The organism is Burkholderia cenocepacia, assembly GCF_014211915.1.
GTDB lineage: Bacteria > Pseudomonadota > Gammaproteobacteria > Burkholderiales > Burkholderiaceae > Burkholderia > Burkholderia orbicola.
Map to the genome: position 1 here is coordinate 1,381,764 of NZ_CP060039.1, position 18,963 is coordinate 1,400,726.

General features: G+C 68.7%; 21 protein-coding genes. 17 read left to right on the forward strand and 4 right to left on the reverse strand.

Annotation, left to right across the window (positions count from 1 at the left end; genetic code table 11):
- Positions 1–55 precede the first annotated feature (55 nt).
- From SY91_RS06415 to SY91_RS06425, 3 genes are all read right to left on the reverse strand, one after another.
- The gene (locus tag SY91_RS06415; protein ID WP_124591707.1) at positions 56–787 is read right to left on the reverse strand and encodes a DsbA family oxidoreductase; all 732 of its coding nucleotides are present in this window, start codon (positions 785–787) and stop codon (positions 56–58) included.
- A 182-nt stretch (positions 788–969) separates the two neighbouring features.
- Entirely contained in the window at positions 970–1,764 is a 795-nt protein-coding gene (locus tag SY91_RS06420) for a transcriptional regulator (protein WP_006476753.1), read from the reverse strand.
- On the reverse strand, positions 1,761–2,723 hold the full coding sequence (locus SY91_RS06425) for an ornithine cyclodeaminase family protein (RefSeq protein WP_185921122.1): 963 nt from the start codon (positions 2,721–2,723) through the stop codon (positions 1,761–1,763). Before SY91_RS06425 ends, SY91_RS06420 begins: the two co-directional genes overlap by 4 nt.
- Before the next feature lie 369 nt (positions 2,724–3,092).
- On the opposite strand from SY91_RS06425, the gene SY91_RS06430 reads away from it, so the two are divergent.
- The 12 genes from SY91_RS06430 (at position 3,093) to groL (ending at position 14,371) form a co-directional block, all read left to right on the forward strand.
- On the forward strand, positions 3,093–3,872 hold the full coding sequence (locus SY91_RS06430; RefSeq protein WP_077179305.1) for an ABC transporter substrate-binding protein: 780 nt from the start codon (positions 3,093–3,095) through the stop codon (positions 3,870–3,872).
- Between the two features lie 67 nt (positions 3,873–3,939).
- Positions 3,940–5,184 carry an NAD(P)/FAD-dependent oxidoreductase gene (locus SY91_RS06435; protein ID WP_124476183.1) on the forward strand — a complete coding sequence of 415 codons (1,245 nt, stop codon included), beginning with the start codon at positions 3,940–3,942 and terminating at the stop codon, positions 5,182–5,184.
- Between the two features lie 15 nt (positions 5,185–5,199).
- Positions 5,200–5,598 (forward strand): hypothetical protein, encoded by a 399-nt coding sequence (locus SY91_RS06440; protein ID WP_185921123.1) that lies wholly within the window; start codon positions 5,200–5,202, stop codon positions 5,596–5,598.
- 97 nt (positions 5,599–5,695) lie between these two features.
- A complete protein-coding gene (locus tag SY91_RS06445; protein ID WP_185921124.1) occupies positions 5,696–8,368 on the forward strand; it encodes a hypothetical protein in 2,673 nt (890 codons plus the stop codon).
- Positions 8,369–8,681: 313 nt separating this feature from the next.
- A complete protein-coding gene (locus SY91_RS06450) occupies positions 8,682–9,041 on the forward strand; it encodes a hypothetical protein (RefSeq protein WP_023475290.1) in 360 nt (119 codons plus the stop codon).
- A gap of 27 nt (positions 9,042–9,068) precedes the next feature.
- Positions 9,069–9,584, forward strand: a complete 516-nt coding sequence (locus SY91_RS06455) for a sigma-70 family RNA polymerase sigma factor (RefSeq protein ID WP_023475289.1) — start codon at positions 9,069–9,071, stop codon at positions 9,582–9,584.
- A complete protein-coding gene (locus tag SY91_RS06460) occupies positions 9,581–10,363 on the forward strand; it encodes an anti-sigma factor family protein (RefSeq protein WP_043886884.1) in 783 nt (260 codons plus the stop codon). Before SY91_RS06455 ends, SY91_RS06460 begins: the two co-directional genes overlap by 4 nt.
- Positions 10,364–10,389: 26 nt before the next feature.
- Complete coding sequence (locus SY91_RS06465) at positions 10,390–10,812, forward strand: Heme/copper-type cytochrome/quinol oxidase subunit 2 (protein WP_023475287.1); 423 nt, start codon at positions 10,390–10,392, stop codon at positions 10,810–10,812.
- Positions 10,809–11,441, forward strand: coding sequence for a LolA family protein (locus SY91_RS06470; RefSeq protein WP_023475286.1), 633 nt, complete (start codon positions 10,809–10,811; stop codon positions 11,439–11,441). Before SY91_RS06465 ends, SY91_RS06470 begins: the two co-directional genes overlap by 4 nt.
- A gap of 44 nt (positions 11,442–11,485) precedes the next feature.
- Entirely contained in the window at positions 11,486–11,998 is a 513-nt protein-coding gene (locus tag SY91_RS06475; protein ID WP_011544731.1) for an SRPBCC family protein, read from the forward strand.
- 392 nt (positions 11,999–12,390) lie between these two features.
- Positions 12,391–12,684 carry a co-chaperone GroES gene (groES, locus tag SY91_RS06480; protein ID WP_004186661.1) on the forward strand — a complete coding sequence of 98 codons (294 nt, stop codon included), beginning with the start codon at positions 12,391–12,393 and terminating at the stop codon, positions 12,682–12,684.
- 46 nt (positions 12,685–12,730) lie between these two features.
- Positions 12,731–14,371: a chaperonin GroEL gene (gene groL, locus SY91_RS06485; RefSeq protein WP_006476740.1), complete on the forward strand. Its 1,641-nt coding sequence runs from the start codon at positions 12,731–12,733 to the stop codon at positions 14,369–14,371.
- A gap of 145 nt (positions 14,372–14,516) precedes the next feature.
- Here the strand turns inward: groL and SY91_RS06490 are convergent, their stop codons facing one another.
- Complete coding sequence (locus tag SY91_RS06490) at positions 14,517–15,383, reverse strand: hydroxymethylpyrimidine/phosphomethylpyrimidine kinase (protein WP_011544733.1); 867 nt, start codon at positions 15,381–15,383, stop codon at positions 14,517–14,519.
- Positions 15,384–15,638: 255 nt separating this feature from the next.
- On the opposite strand from SY91_RS06490, the gene SY91_RS06495 reads away from it, so the two are divergent.
- The 5 genes from SY91_RS06495 (at position 15,639) to pyrR (ending at position 18,933) form a co-directional block, all read left to right on the forward strand.
- Entirely contained in the window at positions 15,639–15,809 is a 171-nt protein-coding gene (locus tag SY91_RS06495; protein WP_004186709.1) for a rubredoxin, read from the forward strand.
- Positions 15,810–15,913: 104 nt separating this feature from the next.
- The gene (locus SY91_RS06500) at positions 15,914–17,215 is read left to right on the forward strand and encodes a hypothetical protein (RefSeq protein WP_023475284.1); all 1,302 of its coding nucleotides are present in this window, start codon (positions 15,914–15,916) and stop codon (positions 17,213–17,215) included.
- 182 nt (positions 17,216–17,397) lie between these two features.
- Positions 17,398–17,976, forward strand: coding sequence for a YqgE/AlgH family protein (locus tag SY91_RS06505; RefSeq protein ID WP_011544736.1), 579 nt, complete (start codon positions 17,398–17,400; stop codon positions 17,974–17,976).
- The gene (gene ruvX / locus SY91_RS06510) at positions 17,973–18,422 is read left to right on the forward strand and encodes a Holliday junction resolvase RuvX (RefSeq protein ID WP_006476737.1); all 450 of its coding nucleotides are present in this window, start codon (positions 17,973–17,975) and stop codon (positions 18,420–18,422) included. Before SY91_RS06505 ends, ruvX begins: the two co-directional genes overlap by 4 nt.
- Positions 18,409–18,933, forward strand: coding sequence for a bifunctional pyr operon transcriptional regulator/uracil phosphoribosyltransferase PyrR (gene pyrR / locus SY91_RS06515; protein ID WP_023475283.1), 525 nt, complete (start codon positions 18,409–18,411; stop codon positions 18,931–18,933). Before ruvX ends, pyrR begins: the two co-directional genes overlap by 14 nt.
- The last annotated feature ends 30 nt before the right edge of the window (positions 18,934–18,963 follow it).

Below are 18,963 nucleotides of genomic sequence, written 5' to 3' on the forward strand. Positions count from 1 at the left end.
TTCCTGCCGGTTTGTGGCAGGAGCGTCGCGTAGTGGCGCGCGGCCCCGATGCGCGTTACGAGCGCGCCGGCAGTTCGCAGCCGTCCGGGCCGCAGGCGGCCGCATCGCTGCCGTCGAGTGCGACGATGCCGTCGCGCCATGCCTGGTCGAGCGCCTGCGCGAACGCGTCGGCCGGCTGCGCGCCCGACACCGCGTAGCGGCCCCCGAACACGAACAGCGGCACGCCGCGCCCGCCGATTTGCGCGGCGCGCGCGATGTCGGCTTCGACTTCGTCGCGGTACGCATCGCTGCGCAGCACCGCTTCGACGGCCGCGCGCTCGAGCCCGGCTTCGACCGCGAATTCGGTCAGCGCGACATGATCGAACAGCGAGCCGTGTTCGCAGAAGTACGCGCGATAGAGTCGCTCGGTCAGCGCGTGCGCGCGGCCCGTGGCTTCCGCGAGCTTCACGAGCCGGTGGCCGTCGAGCGTGTCGCCGACCAGCGTGCCGGGCAGGTCGTAGCGCAGGCCGACGCTCGCCGCTGCATCGGTCACCTGGCGCAGCATCTGGTCGACCTGCGCGGGCGACATCCGGTATTTGCCCGCCAGCATCGCCTCGACCGGCTCGACGGGCTGGCCGGGCATCAGCCGGTACGCGCGCAGCGCGACGTCGACGCGGTCGGCGTGCGCGAACGCGGCCAGCGCCTCGTCGAAGCGGCGCTTGCCGATCCAGCACCACGGGCAGATCAGGTCGGACCAGATTTCGACGGTCAGGGTCGGGCGGGCGGTCGGGGCGGGAGCGGTCGTCATGGGCGGTACGGGACGGCAAAAAAATGTAACTGCGACTATATCACTTTATGCTTCCAAGCTCCGTCGTCCGCAGGCCCGGGCGGAATCCGGGGCACGCCCGCGCATCGTGAAGGCTCGACGCGGCATCGGCAGTCCGGTACCGGTGTCCGGAGCGTGCCGTCATCACGCCCGCCGCATCGCGCTCAGGCGTCGCCCTGCGTTTCCTTCAGGTGCTTGAGGTGCTTGTAGACCGTCGCGCGCCCCATCCCGAGCACGTTCGCGACGTAGTTCGCCGCGCTCTTGCCGCGGAACGCGCCTTCCGCGTACAGCGCCTCGACGAGTTCGCGCCGGTGCTCGCGCGTGAGCCCGTTCAGCCCGACCTGCCGCTCGCGCAGCCAGCCGTGCAGGAACGTGTTGATGCGCTCCTGCCAGTCGTCGCGGAACAGTTCGTCGGGTTGCGCGACGACGCCCGCGCCCTTGATGAACAGGTCGAGCGTCGCGCGCACCTCGTCGAACACCGCGATGTTGAAGTTGATGCACATCATCCCGGCCGGCCGGCCTTCGTCGTCGAACAGCACGTTGCTGACGCAGCGCATCCGCCGGCCGTCCCAGTTCAGCTTCTCGTACGGGCCGATCACGCGCTCGCGCGCCGAATGATCGATTTCCTCGAGCGCGGAATCGTCGCCGACCTCGCGCTTCGACAGATTGTTCGCGAGATACAGCACGGTCTGGTCGTGCAGGTCGTGGATCACGACTTCCGCGTACGGAAAGAACAGTGCGGCGATACCGTCGGCGATCGGCGCATAGCGGGTGAGCAGCAGGTCTTTGACGGGAGATTTCTTCTTGCGCATCGGTGTCGCGATCTCGGGTGGGCGGGAGCCGGGCAGCGTGTCGGGCCGGCGCGCCGGCGCACCGTGGGGCGGCATGCCCGTGCGCCCGCGCGCGGCCGCCGCGGCGGTTGCGCCATTGTATCGGCCCCGCGTGCGCGTGCCGCTCATGCGTGCGTCAGATGCATGTACAGCGCGTGCGCGATCGCGATGTCCTCGAGCCCGAGGCCGATCGAGCGGAACAGCGCGTGACGCGTGCGCGATGGCGCGGCGCAACTGCCGGCGACGAGCGCTGGCAGGTCGCCGACGATCCGGCCGGCATCCCAGCCATGCTCGGCCGCCGCGATCTGCATCTCGCCGGCGCTTGCGGGCGTCGTGTGCCGGTAGTCGCAGTAGACGTCCATGTCCGGCAGCCACGCGGGCGGGATTTCGTGAGCACGTGCGACGTTCGTGCTGATCGACGTGACGAGCGCGGGGCGCGTGAGCATCCCGTCGCCGAGTACGGGCGTGCCCGACGACGTGCACAGCATCACCACGTCCGCGTCGCGCACGCAGGCCTCGACGCTCGCCGCCGCGCGGGCGCGCGGGTCGAGCGCGGCGAGGCTCGCCTGCAGCGCCGCATCGCCGGCCAGCGCGGGCGAGTACACGCGGATCGAGTCCCAGTCGCGCAGTGCCGCCGTGTGCTTCAGGTGTGCAAGGCCGACCGCGCCCGCGCCGACGATCGCGAGATGGCGCGCGTCGCGCGGCGCGAGGCAGTCGACCGCGAGCGCCGTCGTGCCGGCCGTGCGCTCGACGGTCAGTAGCCCGGCGTCGCACCACATCAGCGGCTGGCCGGTCTGCATCGACATCAATGCGGTCCATGCGGTGACGACAGGTTTGCCGCCCGTCACGACATACGGCGACAGCTTCGCGCCGAACACCTGCTCGTCGGCGAGTGCGCCGAGATACGTGATGAAGTCGCCGGCCTGGTCGGGAAACAGCGTGAGCGTCTGCGGCGGCTGCACCGCGCGCGCCGCGGCGAGCGACGCGAACATGCGGCGCAGCGTGCCGAGCACGTCGAGCGATGGCAGTGCCGCGCGCACCGCGGCTTCGTCCACGGTCAGCGGCAGGGTGGGGACGGTTTGCGTCATGGGGGCATCTCCGGTTCGGGCTGGACGGAAAGTCTCGAAAGACGGCGTCCGGTGCGGTAGGTTGTGGACTAAAAGTCTAATATAGACAAACAAAACCGGTGGGATTTTTCTTTTCGAGACTTTGATTCTTTACGTGGCGTATGAAAAACACCATGAAATCAATGGTGTTCTGACTGGGTGACGAAATTTTGGCGAGGTGCGGCGGCGTGACGTTCTCGTATCCCCTATGGTCTATAGTAGACTTTAAGTCTATATTTCTGCGTGCGCGACCCGACACGTCGCCATGCGGCGGCCACCTGCCTCGAATGCCGACCCGGCGCGCCGTACGACCCGATCTTCATCGCCACACTCCAGAACAGAAGGACCACCATGAACTGGAAACTTTCCCTCTGCGCCGCCGCGGCGCTCGCGTGCGCGGCCGTCACGGCCCATGCGGAACCGACCACGTTGCGCTTCGGGATCGAAGCCGCCTATCCGCCGTTCGAGAGCAAGACGCCGTCCGGTCAGCTGCAGGGTTTCGACGTCGACGTCGGCAACGCGGTGTGCGCGAAGCTGAACATGAAGTGCGTGTGGGTCGAGAATGCGTTCGACGGGCTGATCCCGGCGCTGCAGGCGCGCAAGTTCGACGCGATCAACTCGGCGATGAACATCACCGCGAAGCGCAAGCAGAGCATCGACTTCACGCCGCCGATCTACGTGGTGCCGATCGTGATGGTCGCGAAGCGCGGCTCGCCGCTGAAGCCCGACGTCGCGAGCCTGCGCGGCAAGCACGTCGGCGTGCTGCAGGGTTCGTCGCAGGAGGATTTCCTGAAGGCGCACTGGGCCAATGCGGGTGTGGCCGTGGTGTCGTACCAGGATCAGGACCAGATCTACGCCGATCTCGTCGCGGGGCGTCTCGACGCGGCCGTGCAGGAAGCGCAGACCGCGCAGGACGGATTCCTCGACAAGCCGGCCGGCCGCGACTACCAGATCGTCGGCGAGCCGCTGAAGGATCCGGCGACGCTCGGCGAAGGCACCGGCTTCGGGCTGCGCAAGAACGACAAGGCGCTGCAGGCGAAGATCGTTGGCGCGCTCGACGCGCTGAAGAAGGACGGGACGCTGAGCGCGCTGTCGCAGAAGTACTTCAAGCGCGACATCATCGCGAAGTAAGCGCCGCCGCGTGCCGGCCGCGGGGCCGGCGCACGGCGCATCCCATCTCGACGCAGTGCGGGGAACCATGGATTTTGACGTGATCGTTCTGGGGGCCGGCATCGTCGGCGTGTCGTCGGCGCTGCATCTGCAGGATCGCGGACTGCGCGTCGCGCTCGTCGACCGGCGCGCGCCCGGCGAGGAAACCAGCCACGGCAATGCCGGGTTGATCGAGCGCTCGTCGGTCGTGCCGTATGCGTTTCCGCGCCGGCTCGGCACGTTGCTGCGCTATGCGCGCAACCGCTCGGTCGATCTCTATTGGGACTACCGCGCGCTGCCCGCGTACGCGGGCTGGCTCGCGCGCTTCTGGCGCGAATCGTCGCCGCGGCGGCTCGCGGCCGCCGCGCGCGACCTGCTGCCGCTCGTCACGGCGAGCGTCGTCGAGCACGATGCGCTGCTCGCGCGCACCGACGCGCAGCCGCTCGTGCACGACGGAGGCTGGATCGAGGCGTTCCGTTCGCCCGCGCTGTTCGACGCGGAAGCGCGCGCGCAGCAGCGGGTGGCCGCCGCGCACGGGCTGCGGATGACCGTGCTCGACGCGCATGCGCTGCGTGCGCGCGAGCCCGGTATCGGCGACGCCTTCTGCGGCGCGTTTCACTGGCAGGACCCGAAGACCGTGTCGAGCCCGGGCGGGCTGACCAAGGCGTATGCGCGGCTGTTCGAGTGCGACGGCGGCACGTTCGTGCGCGGCGACGCGACGACGCTCGTGCAGGTCGACGACGGCTGGCAGGTCCGGACCGAACACGGGCCGATCTCGGCGCGCTCGGCCGTGGTCGCGCTCGGGCCGTGGTCCGATCAGGTGTTCGCGCCGCTCGGCTACCGGATTCCGCTGCGCGCGAAGCGCGGGTATCACATGCATTACCGGCCGACGCGCACGCCGCTGAACGTGCCCGTGTGCGATACCGAGGCAGGCTTCGTCGTCGCGCCGATGGAGGGCGGCCGCCTGCGGCTCACGACGGGCGTCGAGATCGCGCCGCGCGACGCGCCGCCGACCGGCGTGCAGCTCGCGCGCGCCGAACCGCTGGCGCGCGACGCGTTCGGCATCGGCGAGCGGCTCGATCCGGAGCCTTGGCTCGGGATGCGGCCGTGCACGCCCGACATGCGTCCGGTGATCGGGCCCGCGCCGCGCCACCGTCATCTATGGTTCGCGTTCGGCCATTGCCATCACGGGCTCACGCTCGGGCCCGCGACCGGCCGCCTGCTCGCCGAAATGATGACGGGCGCGCCGACCTATATCGATCCCCATCCGTACCGGCCTGCCCGCTTCGGCTGACCGTGCGGCGCGCAGATGCGGTTTCAGCCGCCGGCACGCGCCGGCGGCAATGCGCTTGCTTCACAGTTTTTCATTCTGCTGTCCGGCTTATCGAAATCCGCGCAATTGGAAATGATCTGCGTAATCAATAAGAAAGAAAATCGCGCGATAAAAGAAAATCAGCAAATTCGCGATTTATCAATGCATTTTCATATTGCTGAAATGCGTAATGGGCAGTCCGCTATGGCGGTATGGGGTCTCATCGTGCCCGCGTGTTTCGACGTTACGCGGAATGTACCGGAACACGTTACTACGGGGCTCGCAAACGTTACGTTACATCCGCGTTCCGGCGGCCTTTTTCATCAGACGATGCGGGCTCCGCAATTCAGGAATTTCGCCCGAAATCGATTAAAAAACGTTATTGCTAGTCATTAGGCAGACGAATCAATCCCGTTTTTGGAATTGGCACGCTTCGTGCAATCCGTCCCCATGCTTTGTCAACGTAGTGCCAACCGAGATGGGGAAAATAACGATGGGACAGAATTTTAAATTGACGGGTGTGGCGCTGTCGGTCGCGACGGTGTTCGGGGTGCTGGCTTCGGGTTCCGCGATGGCGGGGGCGCTCGACTCGCTCCCGATCCCGCAGGTGATCGTCAATCCGCCGACGAACAGCGTGTCGGTCGGGCTGGCCGCGACGGGCACGTCGCCGCTGGGCTCGGTCACCGTGACGGCGGGCGGGGCGGGCGCGATCCAGACATCGCTCGGCGAGCCGGGGCAAGTGCTGTCGGGCACCGTGGGGGCGGTGACCGGCGCACTCGGCGGTGGTGGCGGCACGGTGCAGCCGCTCGGGGCGGTGCAGGGTGTGGTGAACCAGGTGACGGGTGCGCTCGGTGGGGGCAACCCGGCTGGTGCGTTGACGGGGGCGCTGAACACGGCGACGGGGACGCTGAGCAATGCGCTCGGCACGGCAACGGGCGCACTGGGCGGGATTGGCGGTGGTGCGAATCCGCTGGCGCCGGTGCAAGGTGTGGTGAATCAGGTAACGGGTGCGCTCGGTGGTGGCAACCCGGCCGGTGCACTGTCCGGCGCGCTGAACACGGCAACCGGTACGCTGAACAATGCGCTCGGTACGGCAACCGGCGCACTGGGCGGCATCGGTGGCGGCGCGAACCCGTTGGCACCGGTTCAGGGTGTGGTGAATCAGGTAACGGGTGCGCTGAGTGGCGGCAACCCGGCCGGCGCATTGACCGGTGCGCTGAATACGGCGACGGGGACGCTGAGCAACGCGCTCGGCACGGCAACGGGCGCACTGGGCAATCTCGGCGGAGGTTCGAATCCGCTCGCAGCGGTTCAGGGTGTCGTGAACGGGCTCACGGGGACGATCGGCGGTGGCGATCCGGCCGGCGCGCTGACCGGCGTCGTTGGTACGGTCACGGGGGCGCTGGGCAACCTCGGCAGCGGCTCGAACCCGCTCGCGCCGGTGCAAGGCGTAGTGAATGGCGTTACGGGCGCACTGGGCGGTGTTGGCGGCGGTAATCCGACCGGCGCACTGACCGGCGCCCTCGGCACGGTGACGGGCGCATTGGGCGGTGTTGGCGGCGGTAACCCGGCCGGCGCATTGACCGGCGCCCTCGGTACGGTGACCGGCGCACTGGGCGGCGTTGGCGGCAACAACCCGGCTGGCGCCTTGACTGGCGCGCTCGGCACGGTGACGGGCGCATTGGGCGGCATCGGCGGTGGCAACCCCGCTGGCGCATTGACCGGCGCCCTCGGCACGGTGACAGGCGCACTGGGCGGCGTTGGCGGCAACAACCCGGCTGGCGCCTTGACTGGAGCACTCGGTACTGTGACGGGCGCATTGGGCGGCATCGGCGGTGGCAACCCCGCTGGCGCACTGACCGGCGCCCTCGGCACCGTAACCGGCGCCCTCGGCACCGTAACCGGCGCCCTGGGCAACCTCGGCGGCGGCGCGAACCCGATCACCCCGATCCAGAACATCGTGAACCAGGTCACGGGCACGCTCGGCAGCGGCAACCCGACCGGCGCACTGAGCAACGCGGTCAACACGATCACCGGCACGCTGGGCAACGTCGGCGGTGCAGGCAGCCCGCTCGCGCCGGTGCAAGGCGTCGTCACGCAACTCGCCGGCACGCTCGGCAACGGCGATCCTGCGGGTGCGCTGACGAACGCACTGAACTCGGTGACGGGCGCGCTCAGCGGCGCGAACCCGCTGGCGCCGGTGCAGGGCGTCGTGAACCAGGTCGTCGGCACGCTGTCGGGTGCAGGCGGCGGCAGCCCGATCACGCCGATCACGAACCTCGTCAACGGTTTGCAGAACGCACTGCCGGGCGGTAATCCGGCCGGCGCGCTGACCGGCGCACTCGGTTCGGTGACGGGCGCGCTCGGCAACCTCGGCGGCACGAACCCGCTAGCGCCGGTGCAAGGCGTCGTGAACCAGGTCGTCGGCACGCTCGGCGGCGGCAACCCGGCCGGCACGCTGAGCAACGTGGTCGGGACGGCCACGGGCGCCCTCGGCAACGCGGTCGGCTCGGTGGCCGGTGCACTGGGCGCACTGGGCGGCACGAGCCCGCTGGCGCCGGTGCAGGGCGTCGTGAACCAGGTCGTCGGTACGCTCGGCAGCGGCAATCCGGCCGGTGCACTGACGGGCGCGCTGAACTCGGTGACGGGTGCCCTCGGCAACCTCGGCGGCTCCAATCCGCTGGCGCCGGTGCAAGGCGTCGTCAACCAGGTGGTCGGCACGCTGTCCGGTGCGGCCGGCAATAACCCGATCGCCCCGATCACGAACCTCGTGAGCGGCCTGACGGGCGGCGGCAACCCGGCCGGCGCACTGACCGGTGCGCTCGGTTCGGTGACGGGCGCACTCGCGTCCGGTCCGGCGGCGCTCGGCCAAGCGGCCGGCGCGCTGTCGGGGGCGGCCGGTTCGACGGCAGCGGCGGGCGGCAGCCTGCTCGGCGCGGGCGCGAATGCGGCCGGCGGTACGGCCGGCGCGGTCGGTTCGCTGCTGACGACGGGAGCCAACTCGACGGCGAGGGTCGTCAATGCGGCCGGCACGTCGGTGGGCACGGTGCTCGGTTCCGCGCCGGGCCTGTCGGTGACGCCGCATTCGGGCAACGGCTCGGCGAACAACCCGCTCGCACCGGTGACGACACTGCTCCAGTCGCTGACCGGCGCATTGCCGAGGTAACCGGCCGAACCCGCACGACGGCGCCGCATCGGCCGTCGTGCGAGACCCTCGCGCGATGCGGCCCCTGCAATAGGGGTCGCGCAACGCGGCATGACAGCGATGTCATGCCGCGTTGTCATTTCAGGCTTCCGCTCGCTTTCGTCGCATGAATGATCGCCGCCGCGCGTCGCGGCGTGGCATGGAATAACCGGCCGTCCCTGTCCGTTTACATACCGAGTTCCGGCACCGCCGGCCGGCGGGATAATAATCGCGACGCAACCGATCGTCCCGTCCGGCGGCACCGTGTCGCGACACGACGTCAAGGAGAACGGGAATGAAACGGATGCTCTTCGCCGCCGCGCTGACGGCGGCGATCGTGCGGCCGGCGGCCGCGGAACCGCCACAGGTCGGCGACGGGAAACTCGTCGACGAAGCGCACATGACGCTGTACGTGTTCGATCGCGATGCGCCGGGCAAGAGCATGTGCGACGGCACGTGCGCGGCCAACTGGCCGCCCGCGCTCGCCGACGCGTACGACAAGGCGTCGGGCGCGCTGAGCCTCGTCGCCCGCGACGACGGCAAAAAGCAGTGGGCATACCGCGGCCGCCCGCTGTATCGCTGGAAGATGGACCACAAGGCCGGCGACGCGGGCGGCGACGGAATCGGCGGCATGTGGCACGTCGCACGGCCATGACCGCGCGGCGACGCGCGAGGCATCCCGATGAGCTATGAGTCGGACCTGCTGGTGTGGCTTCCGCATCTCACGCGCTATGCGCGTGCGCTGACGGGCGAGCGCGCGTGGGCCGACGATCTCGTGCAGGACACGCTCGAGCGTGCGCTGAACCGGCCGCCGCGCGACGGCGGCAACCTGCGCGCGTGGTTGCTGACGCTGTTGCTGCACCGCTTCATCGATCAGTTGCGCGCGCGGCACGAGATCGCGGTCGACGACGCGACGGCGCCGTGGCAGACGATGGCCGCGCCGGTCGGCGAGGTCGGCGGCCTGGAGTTGCGCGACGTGCAGCGCGCGCTGTACCGGCTGCCGGTCGAGCAGCGCGAGGTGCTGCTGCTGGTCGCGCTCGAGGAGTTGAGCTATCGCGATGCCGCGCAAGTGCTCGGCGTGCCGGTCGGCACGGTGATGTCGCGGCTCGCGCGGGCGCGCGCGCAGATGCGCGCGTTGCTGTCGGACGCGCCGTTGTCGCACGGCACGGCCACGTTACGGGTGATCGGGAAGCCATGATGGACGATCCGCGCAAGCCTTCGAACCAGCAGGACGACGATGCGTCGGCGCAACTGCTGTCCGCATTGCTGGACGGCGAACTGTCCGGGCACGAGCGGCGCGAGGTGCTTGAGCGCCTGCAGTCCGATCCGCAGGAAGCTGAACGATTCGCGCACTACCGTGCGCAGCGCGATGCGCTGAAGGCGCTGTTCCCGCTGCCGGCCGCCGCGCCCGCGTTGTTCGTGCAGCGCCGCGCGCCGCGCTGGCGCGCCGTCGCCCACGCGTTCGCGGGGCTGGCGGCCGGGCTGCTGATCGGTGTCGTGCTGCATGCGGGCTGGCTGGCGTTCGGTCGCGAACCGGCGTTCGCCGCGCGCGCGGATGTCGCGTACGCCGTGTACGCCGCCGACCGCGAGCATCCGGTGGAAGTCGGTGCGGCCGATCCCAAGCGTCTCGCCGCGTGGCTGTCGGCGCGCATCGGCCGGCCGGTACGCGCGCCGTCGTTCGGCGAATACGGTTACGCGCTGCTGGGCGGTCGATTGCTGCCCGGCGACGCGGGGCCGGCCGCGCAGCTCATGTACCAGCGCGCGGACGGCGCGCGCGTGACGCTGTACATGACCGCATACGATGCGCATCGCCTCGCGCCGCGGGCGATGTCGGCCGACGGTCGATACACGTATTTCTGGTCGGATCGCGGCATGGGTTATGCGCTGTCCGGCCGTGGCGACGAACGGCGTCTGCGCGAACTCGCGATCGACGCATGCGGCGCGCTGGGCGGGCCGACCGACGCGTGGAAGGGATGACGTGCGGTGCCCGCAGGGAGCAGGCGATGAAGACGGCGATGATGAAGGGACTCGTGCTGGCGGCGTTCGTCGTGGGCACGATGCTTGCGCAAGCGCAGGGCGATGCACTCGTGCGCGTGCCGGTCGATGCCGATGGCGTGCAGCGCGTGACGATCGTCGGCGGCAGCTATTTCTTCCGGCCGAACCACGTGATCGTCCGCGCGCATGTGCCGGTCGAGCTGACCGTATCGGCCGAGCCCGGCGTGGTGCCGCACAGCTTCGAGATCGACGCGCCGCCGCAGGCGGGCATCGCGGTGCATACCGAGCTCGGCACCACGCCGAGAACGTTTCGTTTCACGCCGCAGCAGCCGGGCCGGTTCGCCTACTATTGCACGCACCGGCTGCTGTTTTTCCGCAGCCATCGCGAGCGCGGGATGGAAGGCGTACTCGATGTCGAGGCGGCGCCGTGATCGCCGCGTTGCTGGCCGCGAGCCTGATAGGAGCGAGCATGACAGCCGATCCCGTGACCGTCGCGCAGTCGCATTTCGACCACGTCCGCTCGTACCGCGCGACGATTCGTTCGTCGGCGCGCGACGGCGAGCGCACCGAAATCCGCTACGCGTACCTGAAGCCGGGCTTCGTCCGGATGGATTTCGTGTCGCCGCATCGCGGCGCGGTGCTCGCGTACGATCCCGGCGACGGCAAGGTGCGGCTGCGCCCGTTCGGTACGCATGCGCCGCCCGCGCTGACGCTGTCGCCGTCCAATCCGCTCGTGCGCGACCGCACCGGCCACCGGGTCGACCGCTCGGACGTCGGCGAACTGCTGCGCAACGTGCATGCGCTGCAGCAGGGCGGCGCGACGGTGACCGAAGGCGAGGAGGCCGTCGGCGGCCGGACCGCGCTGCGCGTGCTGGTCACGGGCGCGCCCGCGCACGCGGTCGACGGCGTGCATCGCTACCGGCTGTGGCTCGACGCCGCGGACGGTTTTCCGCTGAAGGTCATCAGCTACGCGAACGATGACGACACGCCGCTCGAAACCGTGACGCTCGATGACGTGGAGATCGACGTCGCGTTTCCCGAGCGTTTCTTCGCGCCCTGACGGCGCGCCGATCCGCGTTCCAGAACGCGCATGCCGGAGGCTGCATGGCGGAATACCGGTTTTCGACGACCTGGCGGGTAGATGCGCCGCTCGCGGCGGTCTGGGATGCGATCTATCAGGTCGACCGCTGGCCCGACTGGTGGAAGGGCGCGGTGCGCACCGTCGAGCTCGAGCCGGGCGACGCGCGCGGCGTCGGCGCCTTGCACCGGTATACATGGAAGGGCGCGCTGCCCTACCGGCTGACCTTCGACATGCGCGTGCGGCGCGTCGAGCGGCCGCATGTGCTCGAAGGCCATGCGAGCGGCGCGATCGAGGGCGACGGACGCTGGTCGTTCGCCGCCGCCGGCGCGCGCACCGTCGTGCGCTACGACTGGCACATCCGCACGCATGGCTGGATGAACTGGCTGGAGCCGCTGGCACGGCCGCTGTTCCGATGGAATCACGACGTCGTGATGCGCGAGGGCGCGAAGGGGCTCGCGCGGCGGCTGGCCACGACCGTCGAGACGGAGGGCCGGACCTTCCGGCCGCTGCCGGACGCGGACTGCGCCGACGCGTGAAAGCGGCCCGGCGACGCCGGCGAACGAGCACGTCGCGGCAGACGAAATCGGCGTCCGCACGGTTTTTTCGATGCGATGTCATCGGTCTCAGGAACTCCGGGCTTACCCGGTGTCCAAACGGGGCTGGATGAGCGGCGCGGGCCGCGCGGGCCCGTCTGCGGGGGTGGTTGTGCTCGGCAATATATTGTTTTAAAAGGGTTTTTTGCTGTTTTCGTGGTTTTTCCCGCCGCGTCGCCGCCTCGAAAATTCCTCTGGTTCCCCTTCTTGAATTTGTCAAAACCCGTCCATATAATTAGCACTCGCTGCACGAGAGTGCTAACAATTCTCTGCCGGGCGATAAGCCGGGCAGATTCCCTAAGCGTTCTTCAATCTCAGTCAAGAGAGGAGTGAATATGAACCTTCGTCCTTTGCACGATCGCGTGATCGTCAAGCGCCTGGATCAGGAAACCAAGACCGCCTCGGGCATCGTGATCCCCGACGCCGCTGCTGAAAAGCCGGATCAGGGCGAAGTCCTGGCGATCGGCCCGGGCAAGCGCGACGACAAGGGCGCCCCGATCGCGCTCGACGTGAAGGTCGGCGATCGTGTCCTGTTCGGCAAGTACGCAGGTCAGACCGTGAAGGTCGACGGCCAGGAACTGCTGGTCATGCGCGAAGAAGACATCATGGCCGTGGTCAACGCCAAGTAAGCGTCCTCCGACGGTACATATTCCCAAGAATTCAAGGAGTTAGAAGATGGCAGCTAAAGACGTCGTATTCGGCGATTCCGCCCGTTCGAAGATGGTCGAAGGCGTGAACATTCTCGCCAACGCAGTCAAGGTCACGTTGGGTCCGAAGGGCCGCAACGTCGTGCTCGAGCGCAGCTTCGGCGGCCCGACGGTCACCAAGGACGGTGTGTCGGTCGCGAAGGAAATCGAGCTGAAGGACAAGCTTCAGAACATGGGCGCGCAAATGGTCAAGGAAGTCGCTTCCAAGACCAGCGACAACGCAGGCGACGGCACGACGACGGCAACCGTCCTCGCGCAATCGATCGTTCGCGAAGGCATGAAGTACGTCGCATCGGGCATGAACCCGATGGACCTGAAGCGCGGCATCGACAAGGCAGTCGCAGCGGCTGTCGAAGAGCTGAAGAAGATCAGCAAGCCGTGCACGACCAACAAGGAAATCGCACAGGTCGGCTCGATCTCGGCGAACAGCGATTCGTCGATCGGCGATCGCATCGCTGAAGCGATGGACAAGGTCGGCAAGGAAGGCGTGATCACCGTCGAAGACGGCAAGTCGCTGGCCGACGAGCTCGACGTCGTCGAAGGCATGCAGTTCGACCGCGGCTACCTGTCGCCGTACTTCATCAACAACCCGGACAAGCAAGTCGCCGTCCTCGACAACCCGTTCGTGCTGCTGCACGACAAGAAGGTGTCGAACATCCGTGATCTGCTGCCGGTGCTCGAGCAAGTCGCGAAGGCTGGCCGTCCGCTGCTGATCATCGCAGAAGACGTCGAAGGCGAAGCACTCGCGACGCTGGTCGTCAACAACATCCGCGGCATCCTGAAGACCGTCGCGGTCAAGGCGCCGGGCTTCGGCGATCGTCGCAAGGCGATGCTGGAAGACATCGCGATCCTGACCGGCGGTCAAGTCGTCGCGGAAGAAACCGGCCTGACGCTCGAGAAGGCAACGCTGGCAGAACTGGGCCAGGCGAAGCGCATCGAAGTGGGCAAGGAAAACACGACGATCATCGACGGTGCAGGCGAAGCCGTGAACATCGAAGCACGCGTGAAGCAAGTGCGCGCGCAAATCGAGGAAGCGACGTCGGACTACGACCGTGAAAAGCTGCAAGAGCGCGTGGCCAAGCTGGCAGGCGGCGTTGCAGTGATCAAGGTCGGTGCTGCGACCGAAGTCGAAATGAAGGAAAAGAAGGCACGTGTCGAAGACGCACTGCACGCAACCCGCGCAGCTGTGGAAGAAGGCATCGTGGCAGGCGGCGGCGTCGCGCTGATCCGCGCTCGTACCGCGATCGCAGGCCTGACCGGCGCGAACGCCGACCAGAACGCCGGCATCAAGATCGTGCTGCGCGCAATGGAAGAGCCGCTGCGCCAGATCGTCACGAACGGCGGCGAAGAAGCCAGCGTCGTGGTGGCGGCAGTTGCTGCAGGCAAGGGCAACTACGGCTACAACGCAGCAACGGGCGAGTACGTCGACATGGTTGAAGCCGGCGTCGTCGACCCGACCAAGGTCACGCGCACCGCACTGCAGAACGCAGCTTCGGTTGCAGGCCTGCTGCTGACGACGGACGCAGCTGTCGCAGAACTGCCGAAGGAAGACGCACCGATGCCGGGCGGCATGCCGGGCGGCATGGGCGGCATGGGCATGGACATGTAATCGACTTCGGTCGATGGTGTCCGGAGCGCGCAGCGATGTGCGTTCCAGCCAAAAGAAAAGACCCGCAGCGATGCGGGTCTTTTTTATTTGCACGTGAAATTCGGCATGCCGTTCGCGGCGGCGGGACCTGCCCGCCGCGCGCAGCTCAATGCCTGTGCGACGTCCTCGGCACCGGGTCGGCCTTCACGGCCGGCGGCGTGTCGGACTCGTCGTTGCTGCGCGCCCAGAAGAACCGGTCGGGCAGGTACGCGCCCATGCCGGGCCGGAACGCGTCGCGCACGGCCTGATACAGGTATTCCTGCGCCTCGCGCACGGCTTCGGGCGGCTCCTGGCCGTTCGCGAGCAGCGCCGCGATGGCCGCGCCCAGCGTATCGGTGATGCCCATCAGCCGGTGCGGCGAGCGATCCCACATGTCTTCGCGAAGCTGGCCTTCCTCGCCGTACAGCGTATTGACGAGCCGGTGCGAACCGGTTTCCGACGACAGGATGTATTCGCAGCCCTGCGACAGCAGGTGCGACACGGCCGCGTCGAGATTCGGCGCCTCGGCATCGCCGTCCGGCTGCGCGAGCGCGATCAGCGTCGCGTGGTCGGCGACCAGCAACGTGGTTTGCGGCGCCAGCAGGTCGGCGATCGATTCGCGCAGGTCGTCGGCGGCGAGGACGTGTTCGTCGTCGAGCGTGAAGTCCGGCGCGAGCACGAGCGGCACGCCGTCGTAGTCGGCGACGACTTCGGCGATCGCGCTGACGACTTCCGCGCGCGTCGCCGCGCCGATCTTGAACGCGGCAACCGGCATGTCTTCGAGCAGCATGCGCGCCTGCGCGGCGACGACGTCGGGATCGAGGCCGGTGACTTCATCACAGGCGGCCGAGTCGCGCACGGTATAGCCGGTCAGGACGGACACGCCGTGACAGCCCATGCTCGCCAGGGTCATCAGATCGGCTTGGAGGCCGGAGCCGCCGGTGGGATCGGACAGGCCGAAGGTGAGGACGATCGGAGGGGCGTTGCTGGACATGTAAAAATGGGGCAAGAGAAAAACGGACGAGCGACGGACATGCGGACGGCGAGGCGAATGGGCGGGTTCGGCCCTGTGTTGCCCGGCAGGCCGCACTTTTCAACCATTATGCGGTGGAATCCGGCCGGTACGACGGATTTTTTAGCGCAGCGCAACGTAGGCGCCGTCCTCCAGCGCGATTGCTAGGCAGTCCGGCCCCGACACGGTACCATCATGGCTCCCGAATTTACCGACTTTTCCCCGACGCGGCTTAAGATGGAATACAAGAGCTGGATGTGCCTGATTTGTGGCTGGATTTACGACGAAGAAGCCGGGCTGCCGGAAGAGGGCATTGCCCCGGGCACGCGCTGGGAAGACGTCCCGATCAACTGGACGTGTCCCGAATGCGGCGCCCGCAAGGAAGACTTCGAGATGGTCCAGATCTGACCGGGCCCGTCGCCCACGGACACTCCGCTCAGGCCTCGCACCGGCCCGGCGTTCGCGCGCCGCGGTTCGCGCGAGCGACTTGACGATGACAGGCGCGCGTGTCCATGACGTCCGATCCGGCGAACGTTCCCCACCCTGACGCATTGCCCAACCCGCGTGGCGGGGCCGTGCGTGCGGCCGACGCATGGCTGGCGGCGGCCGCCGACGCATTCGAGCGGCGCGACGATGCAGCGGCGCCGCTTTCCGCGGCCGCGGCGGTGCTCGCGGAAGCCGGCTGGCTGTCGGCCGCGCGTTTCGCCGGGCAACTGTCGGCCGCCGTGCCGCTCCTCGCCACCGAGCCGGCTTCGGCCGGCTGGCGTGCCGCGCTGCGCGATTTTCGTGCGGCCGTCGGGCGCCACAACCTGCGCGAGCTTGCGTGCTCGCCCATTCTCTTCGGGCATTTCCGTGCGTTGTGCGCGCAAAGCGCCGCGGACCTGCGCACGAGCGCGCCGCTCGATGCGCTCGCGCTGGTCGGCCGCGCGGTGCCGCCTGCCACGCTGCGCGCGCTGCCCGATGCGTTCGCGATCCGGATTCGTGCCCGCTACGAGCAGGCGCTGCTCGGCGTGCTGCGTGCCGAACACGGCGCCCCGGGCGCGACGCTCGACGAACTCGACGCGATGCTGGCCGCGCTCACCGACGACGGGCCGTACGATTTCTGGCGGCTCGCGGTCGCGTGCGTGCGCGCGCTGCGCGCAAGCGGCGCGCCCGAGCTGAAGCGCTTTCTCGCGCGGACCAACCTGCTGCTCGGCGAGCACGCGCAGGGCCGTCGCAGCGCGCCGCCCGAACTGGTGCGCGAGACGGTGGCGCTGCTGTGGCGCGATTTCGCGCTGTTCGGCGCCGCGGCCGAGGACGTCGCGCTCGTCGACGTGCTGCACGACTACGGGTTGACGGTCGACTGGCACGTGGCCGGCACGCCCGCCTCCGAAGCCTTGTGGGAGGCCGATGCCGCGCGGGCCGAGCACGAGGCGGTCACTGCCGCGCCGACCCGCGCGCTCGGCGTCGTGACCGTCAACGCGCATGCCTATGAGGATTTCCTGCAGACCGCCGATGCATCGATGGCCGACCTTGCGGCCAACCCGGCCGCGGCCGACCCGGGCGCCGCGTGGCATGCGTCCGCCGCCGCCTACCGGGTCGGCACGGCCGCGTGCGCGCTCGGGCTCGGTCACGCGGCGCTGCTGGCCGACACGCTCGGTCTGGCATGGCGCCGCGCGGCGCACGGCGTGCCGCTCGCCGACGGCGGCCTCGATGCGCACCGCCACGCGTCCGACATGCTGCGCGCGGCGCTTCTGAAGATCGCGGCCGGCGTCGCGCCGCCGGATCTTACTGCGGCGTCCGAAGCGCTCGGCGCGGCGCTCGGCCGGACCTGACGAACAAGGGGACGGACACGCGACGGCACCCCTTGCCGCGCGGGCCTGCAACACGCTGCCGACAGCGCCCGCGCGCGTGTTAGAGTGCCGTGTGATCCGCGCGCGCCGTTGCCAGCGTGGCGCGGCGTTGCTTGTTGATCGCGGCCCGGTCAGGTCGCGGCGTCTTTGCTAAAATTCAAACCATGTCAAAGCCTTCCGATCGCATCAATCTCACCAACCAGTTCCTGATCGCCATGCCGAACATGGCCGATCCGACGTTCTCGGGGACGGTGGTCTATCTTTGCGATCACAGCGAGCGCGGTGCGCTCGGCCTCGTCATCAATCGTCCGACCGACATCGATCTCGAATCGCTGTTCAACCGCATCGACCTGAAGCTCGACATCGAGCCGCTGCTGCACATTCCGGTGTACTTCGGCGGTCCGGTCCAGACCGAGCGCGGCTTCGTGCTGCACGAGCCGGTCGAGGGCGCGAGCTACAACTCGTCGATGTCCGTCGACGGCGGGCTCGAGATGACGACGTCGAAGGACGTGCTCGAGGCGGTCGCGACGGGCACCGGCCCGAAGCGCTTCCTGCTCACGCTCGGCCATGCAGGCTGGGGCGCCGGGCAACTCGAGGAAGAAATTGCCCGCAACGGCTGGCTGACCGTCGCCGCCGATCCGCGCATCGTGTTCGACACGCCGGCCGAAGAGCGCTTCGAAGCCGCGCTCGGCCTGCTCGGCGTCAGTTCGTCGATGCTGTCCGGCGAGGCAGGGCACGCATGAGTGGCGCGAGCGCGCGCGATGCGACGCTCCTGGCGTTCGACTACGGCGAAAAACGGATCGGCGTCGCGATCGGCAACGCGCTGACGCGCTCGGCCCGTGCGCTCGTCGTGATCCAGAACCTGAACCGCGAGCACCGCTTCAAGGCGGTCGGCGACCTGCTGGCCGAATGGCGGCCGGATGCGCTCGTCGTGGGCCTGCCGATGCATCCGGACGGCACGCCGCACGACATGACGCAGCAGGCGAAGCGTTTCGGCAACCAGCTGAACGGCCGCTTCGGGCTGCCCGTCACGTGGGTCGACGAGCGCTATTCGTCGGTCGAGGCGGAAGCCGGGCTGCGCGAGCGCAACGTGCGCGGCCGCGCTCGCACCGACATGCTCGATGCCGAAGCCGCGCGCGTCATTCTTCAACAGTATCTCGATCAATTGTCCGACCATGAGCACCATTGACGCCGAGGCGCTTTACCGCGTCCTGCTCGACCAGATCCGCGCCGCGTACGGCACGGCGTTCGCCGAACCGGGCGGCCCGCGGCTCGCCGGCATTTACAGCGGCGGTGCGTGGCTCGCCGAGCGCCTCGCGCGCGATCTCGGCGCACCGGCGTTCGGCGTCGTCAACGTCGCGCTGCACCGCGACGATTACGCGAAGAAAGGGCTACACAGCCAGGCCAGCCCGACGTCGCTGCCGTTCGAGATCGACGGCGCGCGCATCGTGCTCGTCGACGACGTGCTGTACACCGGGCGCACCGTGCGCGCGGCGCTCAACGAGCTGTTCGACTACGGCCGTCCGGCCGCGGTCGAGCTCGCGGTGCTCGCCGATCGCGGCGGCCGCGAGCTGCCGGTCGCCGCGCGCTTCGCGGGCGGCACGCTCGACGTGCCGGCCGACGCGACGCTCGTGCTCGCGCGCGATGATGCGCGATTCACGCTGCGTATCGAGGCCCACAGCGAGTCGCACGGCGCCTGAACGGCACGCGAACCGTATCCCGGGCCGCTG

Bases quoted from the DNA above. Each gene is read 5' to 3' on its own strand.
- SY91_RS06415 (WP_124591707.1), bottom strand. From the start codon at position 787: ATGACGACCGCTCCCGCCCCGACCGCCCGCCCGACCCTGACCGTCGAA.
- SY91_RS06420 (WP_006476753.1), bottom strand. From the start codon at position 1,764: ATGAGCGGCACGCGCACGCGGGGCCGATACAATGGCGCAACCGCCGCG.
- SY91_RS06425 (WP_185921122.1), bottom strand. From the start codon at position 2,723: ATGACGCAAACCGTCCCCACCCTGCCGCTGACCGTGGACGAAGCCGCG.
- SY91_RS06430 (WP_077179305.1), top strand. From the start codon at position 3,093: ATGAACTGGAAACTTTCCCTCTGCGCCGCCGCGGCGCTCGCGTGCGCG.
- SY91_RS06435 (WP_124476183.1), top strand. From the start codon at position 3,940: ATGGATTTTGACGTGATCGTTCTGGGGGCCGGCATCGTCGGCGTGTCG.
- SY91_RS06440 (WP_185921123.1), top strand. From the start codon at position 5,200: ATGCGGTTTCAGCCGCCGGCACGCGCCGGCGGCAATGCGCTTGCTTCA.
- SY91_RS06445 (WP_185921124.1), top strand. From the start codon at position 5,696: ATGGGACAGAATTTTAAATTGACGGGTGTGGCGCTGTCGGTCGCGACG.
- SY91_RS06450 (WP_023475290.1), top strand. From the start codon at position 8,682: ATGAAACGGATGCTCTTCGCCGCCGCGCTGACGGCGGCGATCGTGCGG.
- SY91_RS06455 (WP_023475289.1), top strand. From the start codon at position 9,069: ATGAGCTATGAGTCGGACCTGCTGGTGTGGCTTCCGCATCTCACGCGC.
- SY91_RS06460 (WP_043886884.1), top strand. From the start codon at position 9,581: ATGATGGACGATCCGCGCAAGCCTTCGAACCAGCAGGACGACGATGCG.
- SY91_RS06465 (WP_023475287.1), top strand. From the start codon at position 10,390: ATGAAGACGGCGATGATGAAGGGACTCGTGCTGGCGGCGTTCGTCGTG.
- SY91_RS06475 (WP_011544731.1), top strand. From the start codon at position 11,486: ATGGCGGAATACCGGTTTTCGACGACCTGGCGGGTAGATGCGCCGCTC.
- groES (WP_004186661.1), top strand. From the start codon at position 12,391: ATGAACCTTCGTCCTTTGCACGATCGCGTGATCGTCAAGCGCCTGGAT.
- groL (WP_006476740.1), top strand. From the start codon at position 12,731: ATGGCAGCTAAAGACGTCGTATTCGGCGATTCCGCCCGTTCGAAGATG.
- SY91_RS06490 (WP_011544733.1), bottom strand. From the start codon at position 15,383: ATGTCCAGCAACGCCCCTCCGATCGTCCTCACCTTCGGCCTGTCCGAT.
- SY91_RS06495 (WP_004186709.1), top strand. From the start codon at position 15,639: ATGGAATACAAGAGCTGGATGTGCCTGATTTGTGGCTGGATTTACGAC.
- SY91_RS06500 (WP_023475284.1), top strand. From the start codon at position 15,914: ATGACGTCCGATCCGGCGAACGTTCCCCACCCTGACGCATTGCCCAAC.
- SY91_RS06505 (WP_011544736.1), top strand. From the start codon at position 17,398: ATGTCAAAGCCTTCCGATCGCATCAATCTCACCAACCAGTTCCTGATC.
- ruvX (WP_006476737.1), top strand. From the start codon at position 17,973: ATGAGTGGCGCGAGCGCGCGCGATGCGACGCTCCTGGCGTTCGACTAC.
- pyrR (WP_023475283.1), top strand. From the start codon at position 18,409: ATGAGCACCATTGACGCCGAGGCGCTTTACCGCGTCCTGCTCGACCAG.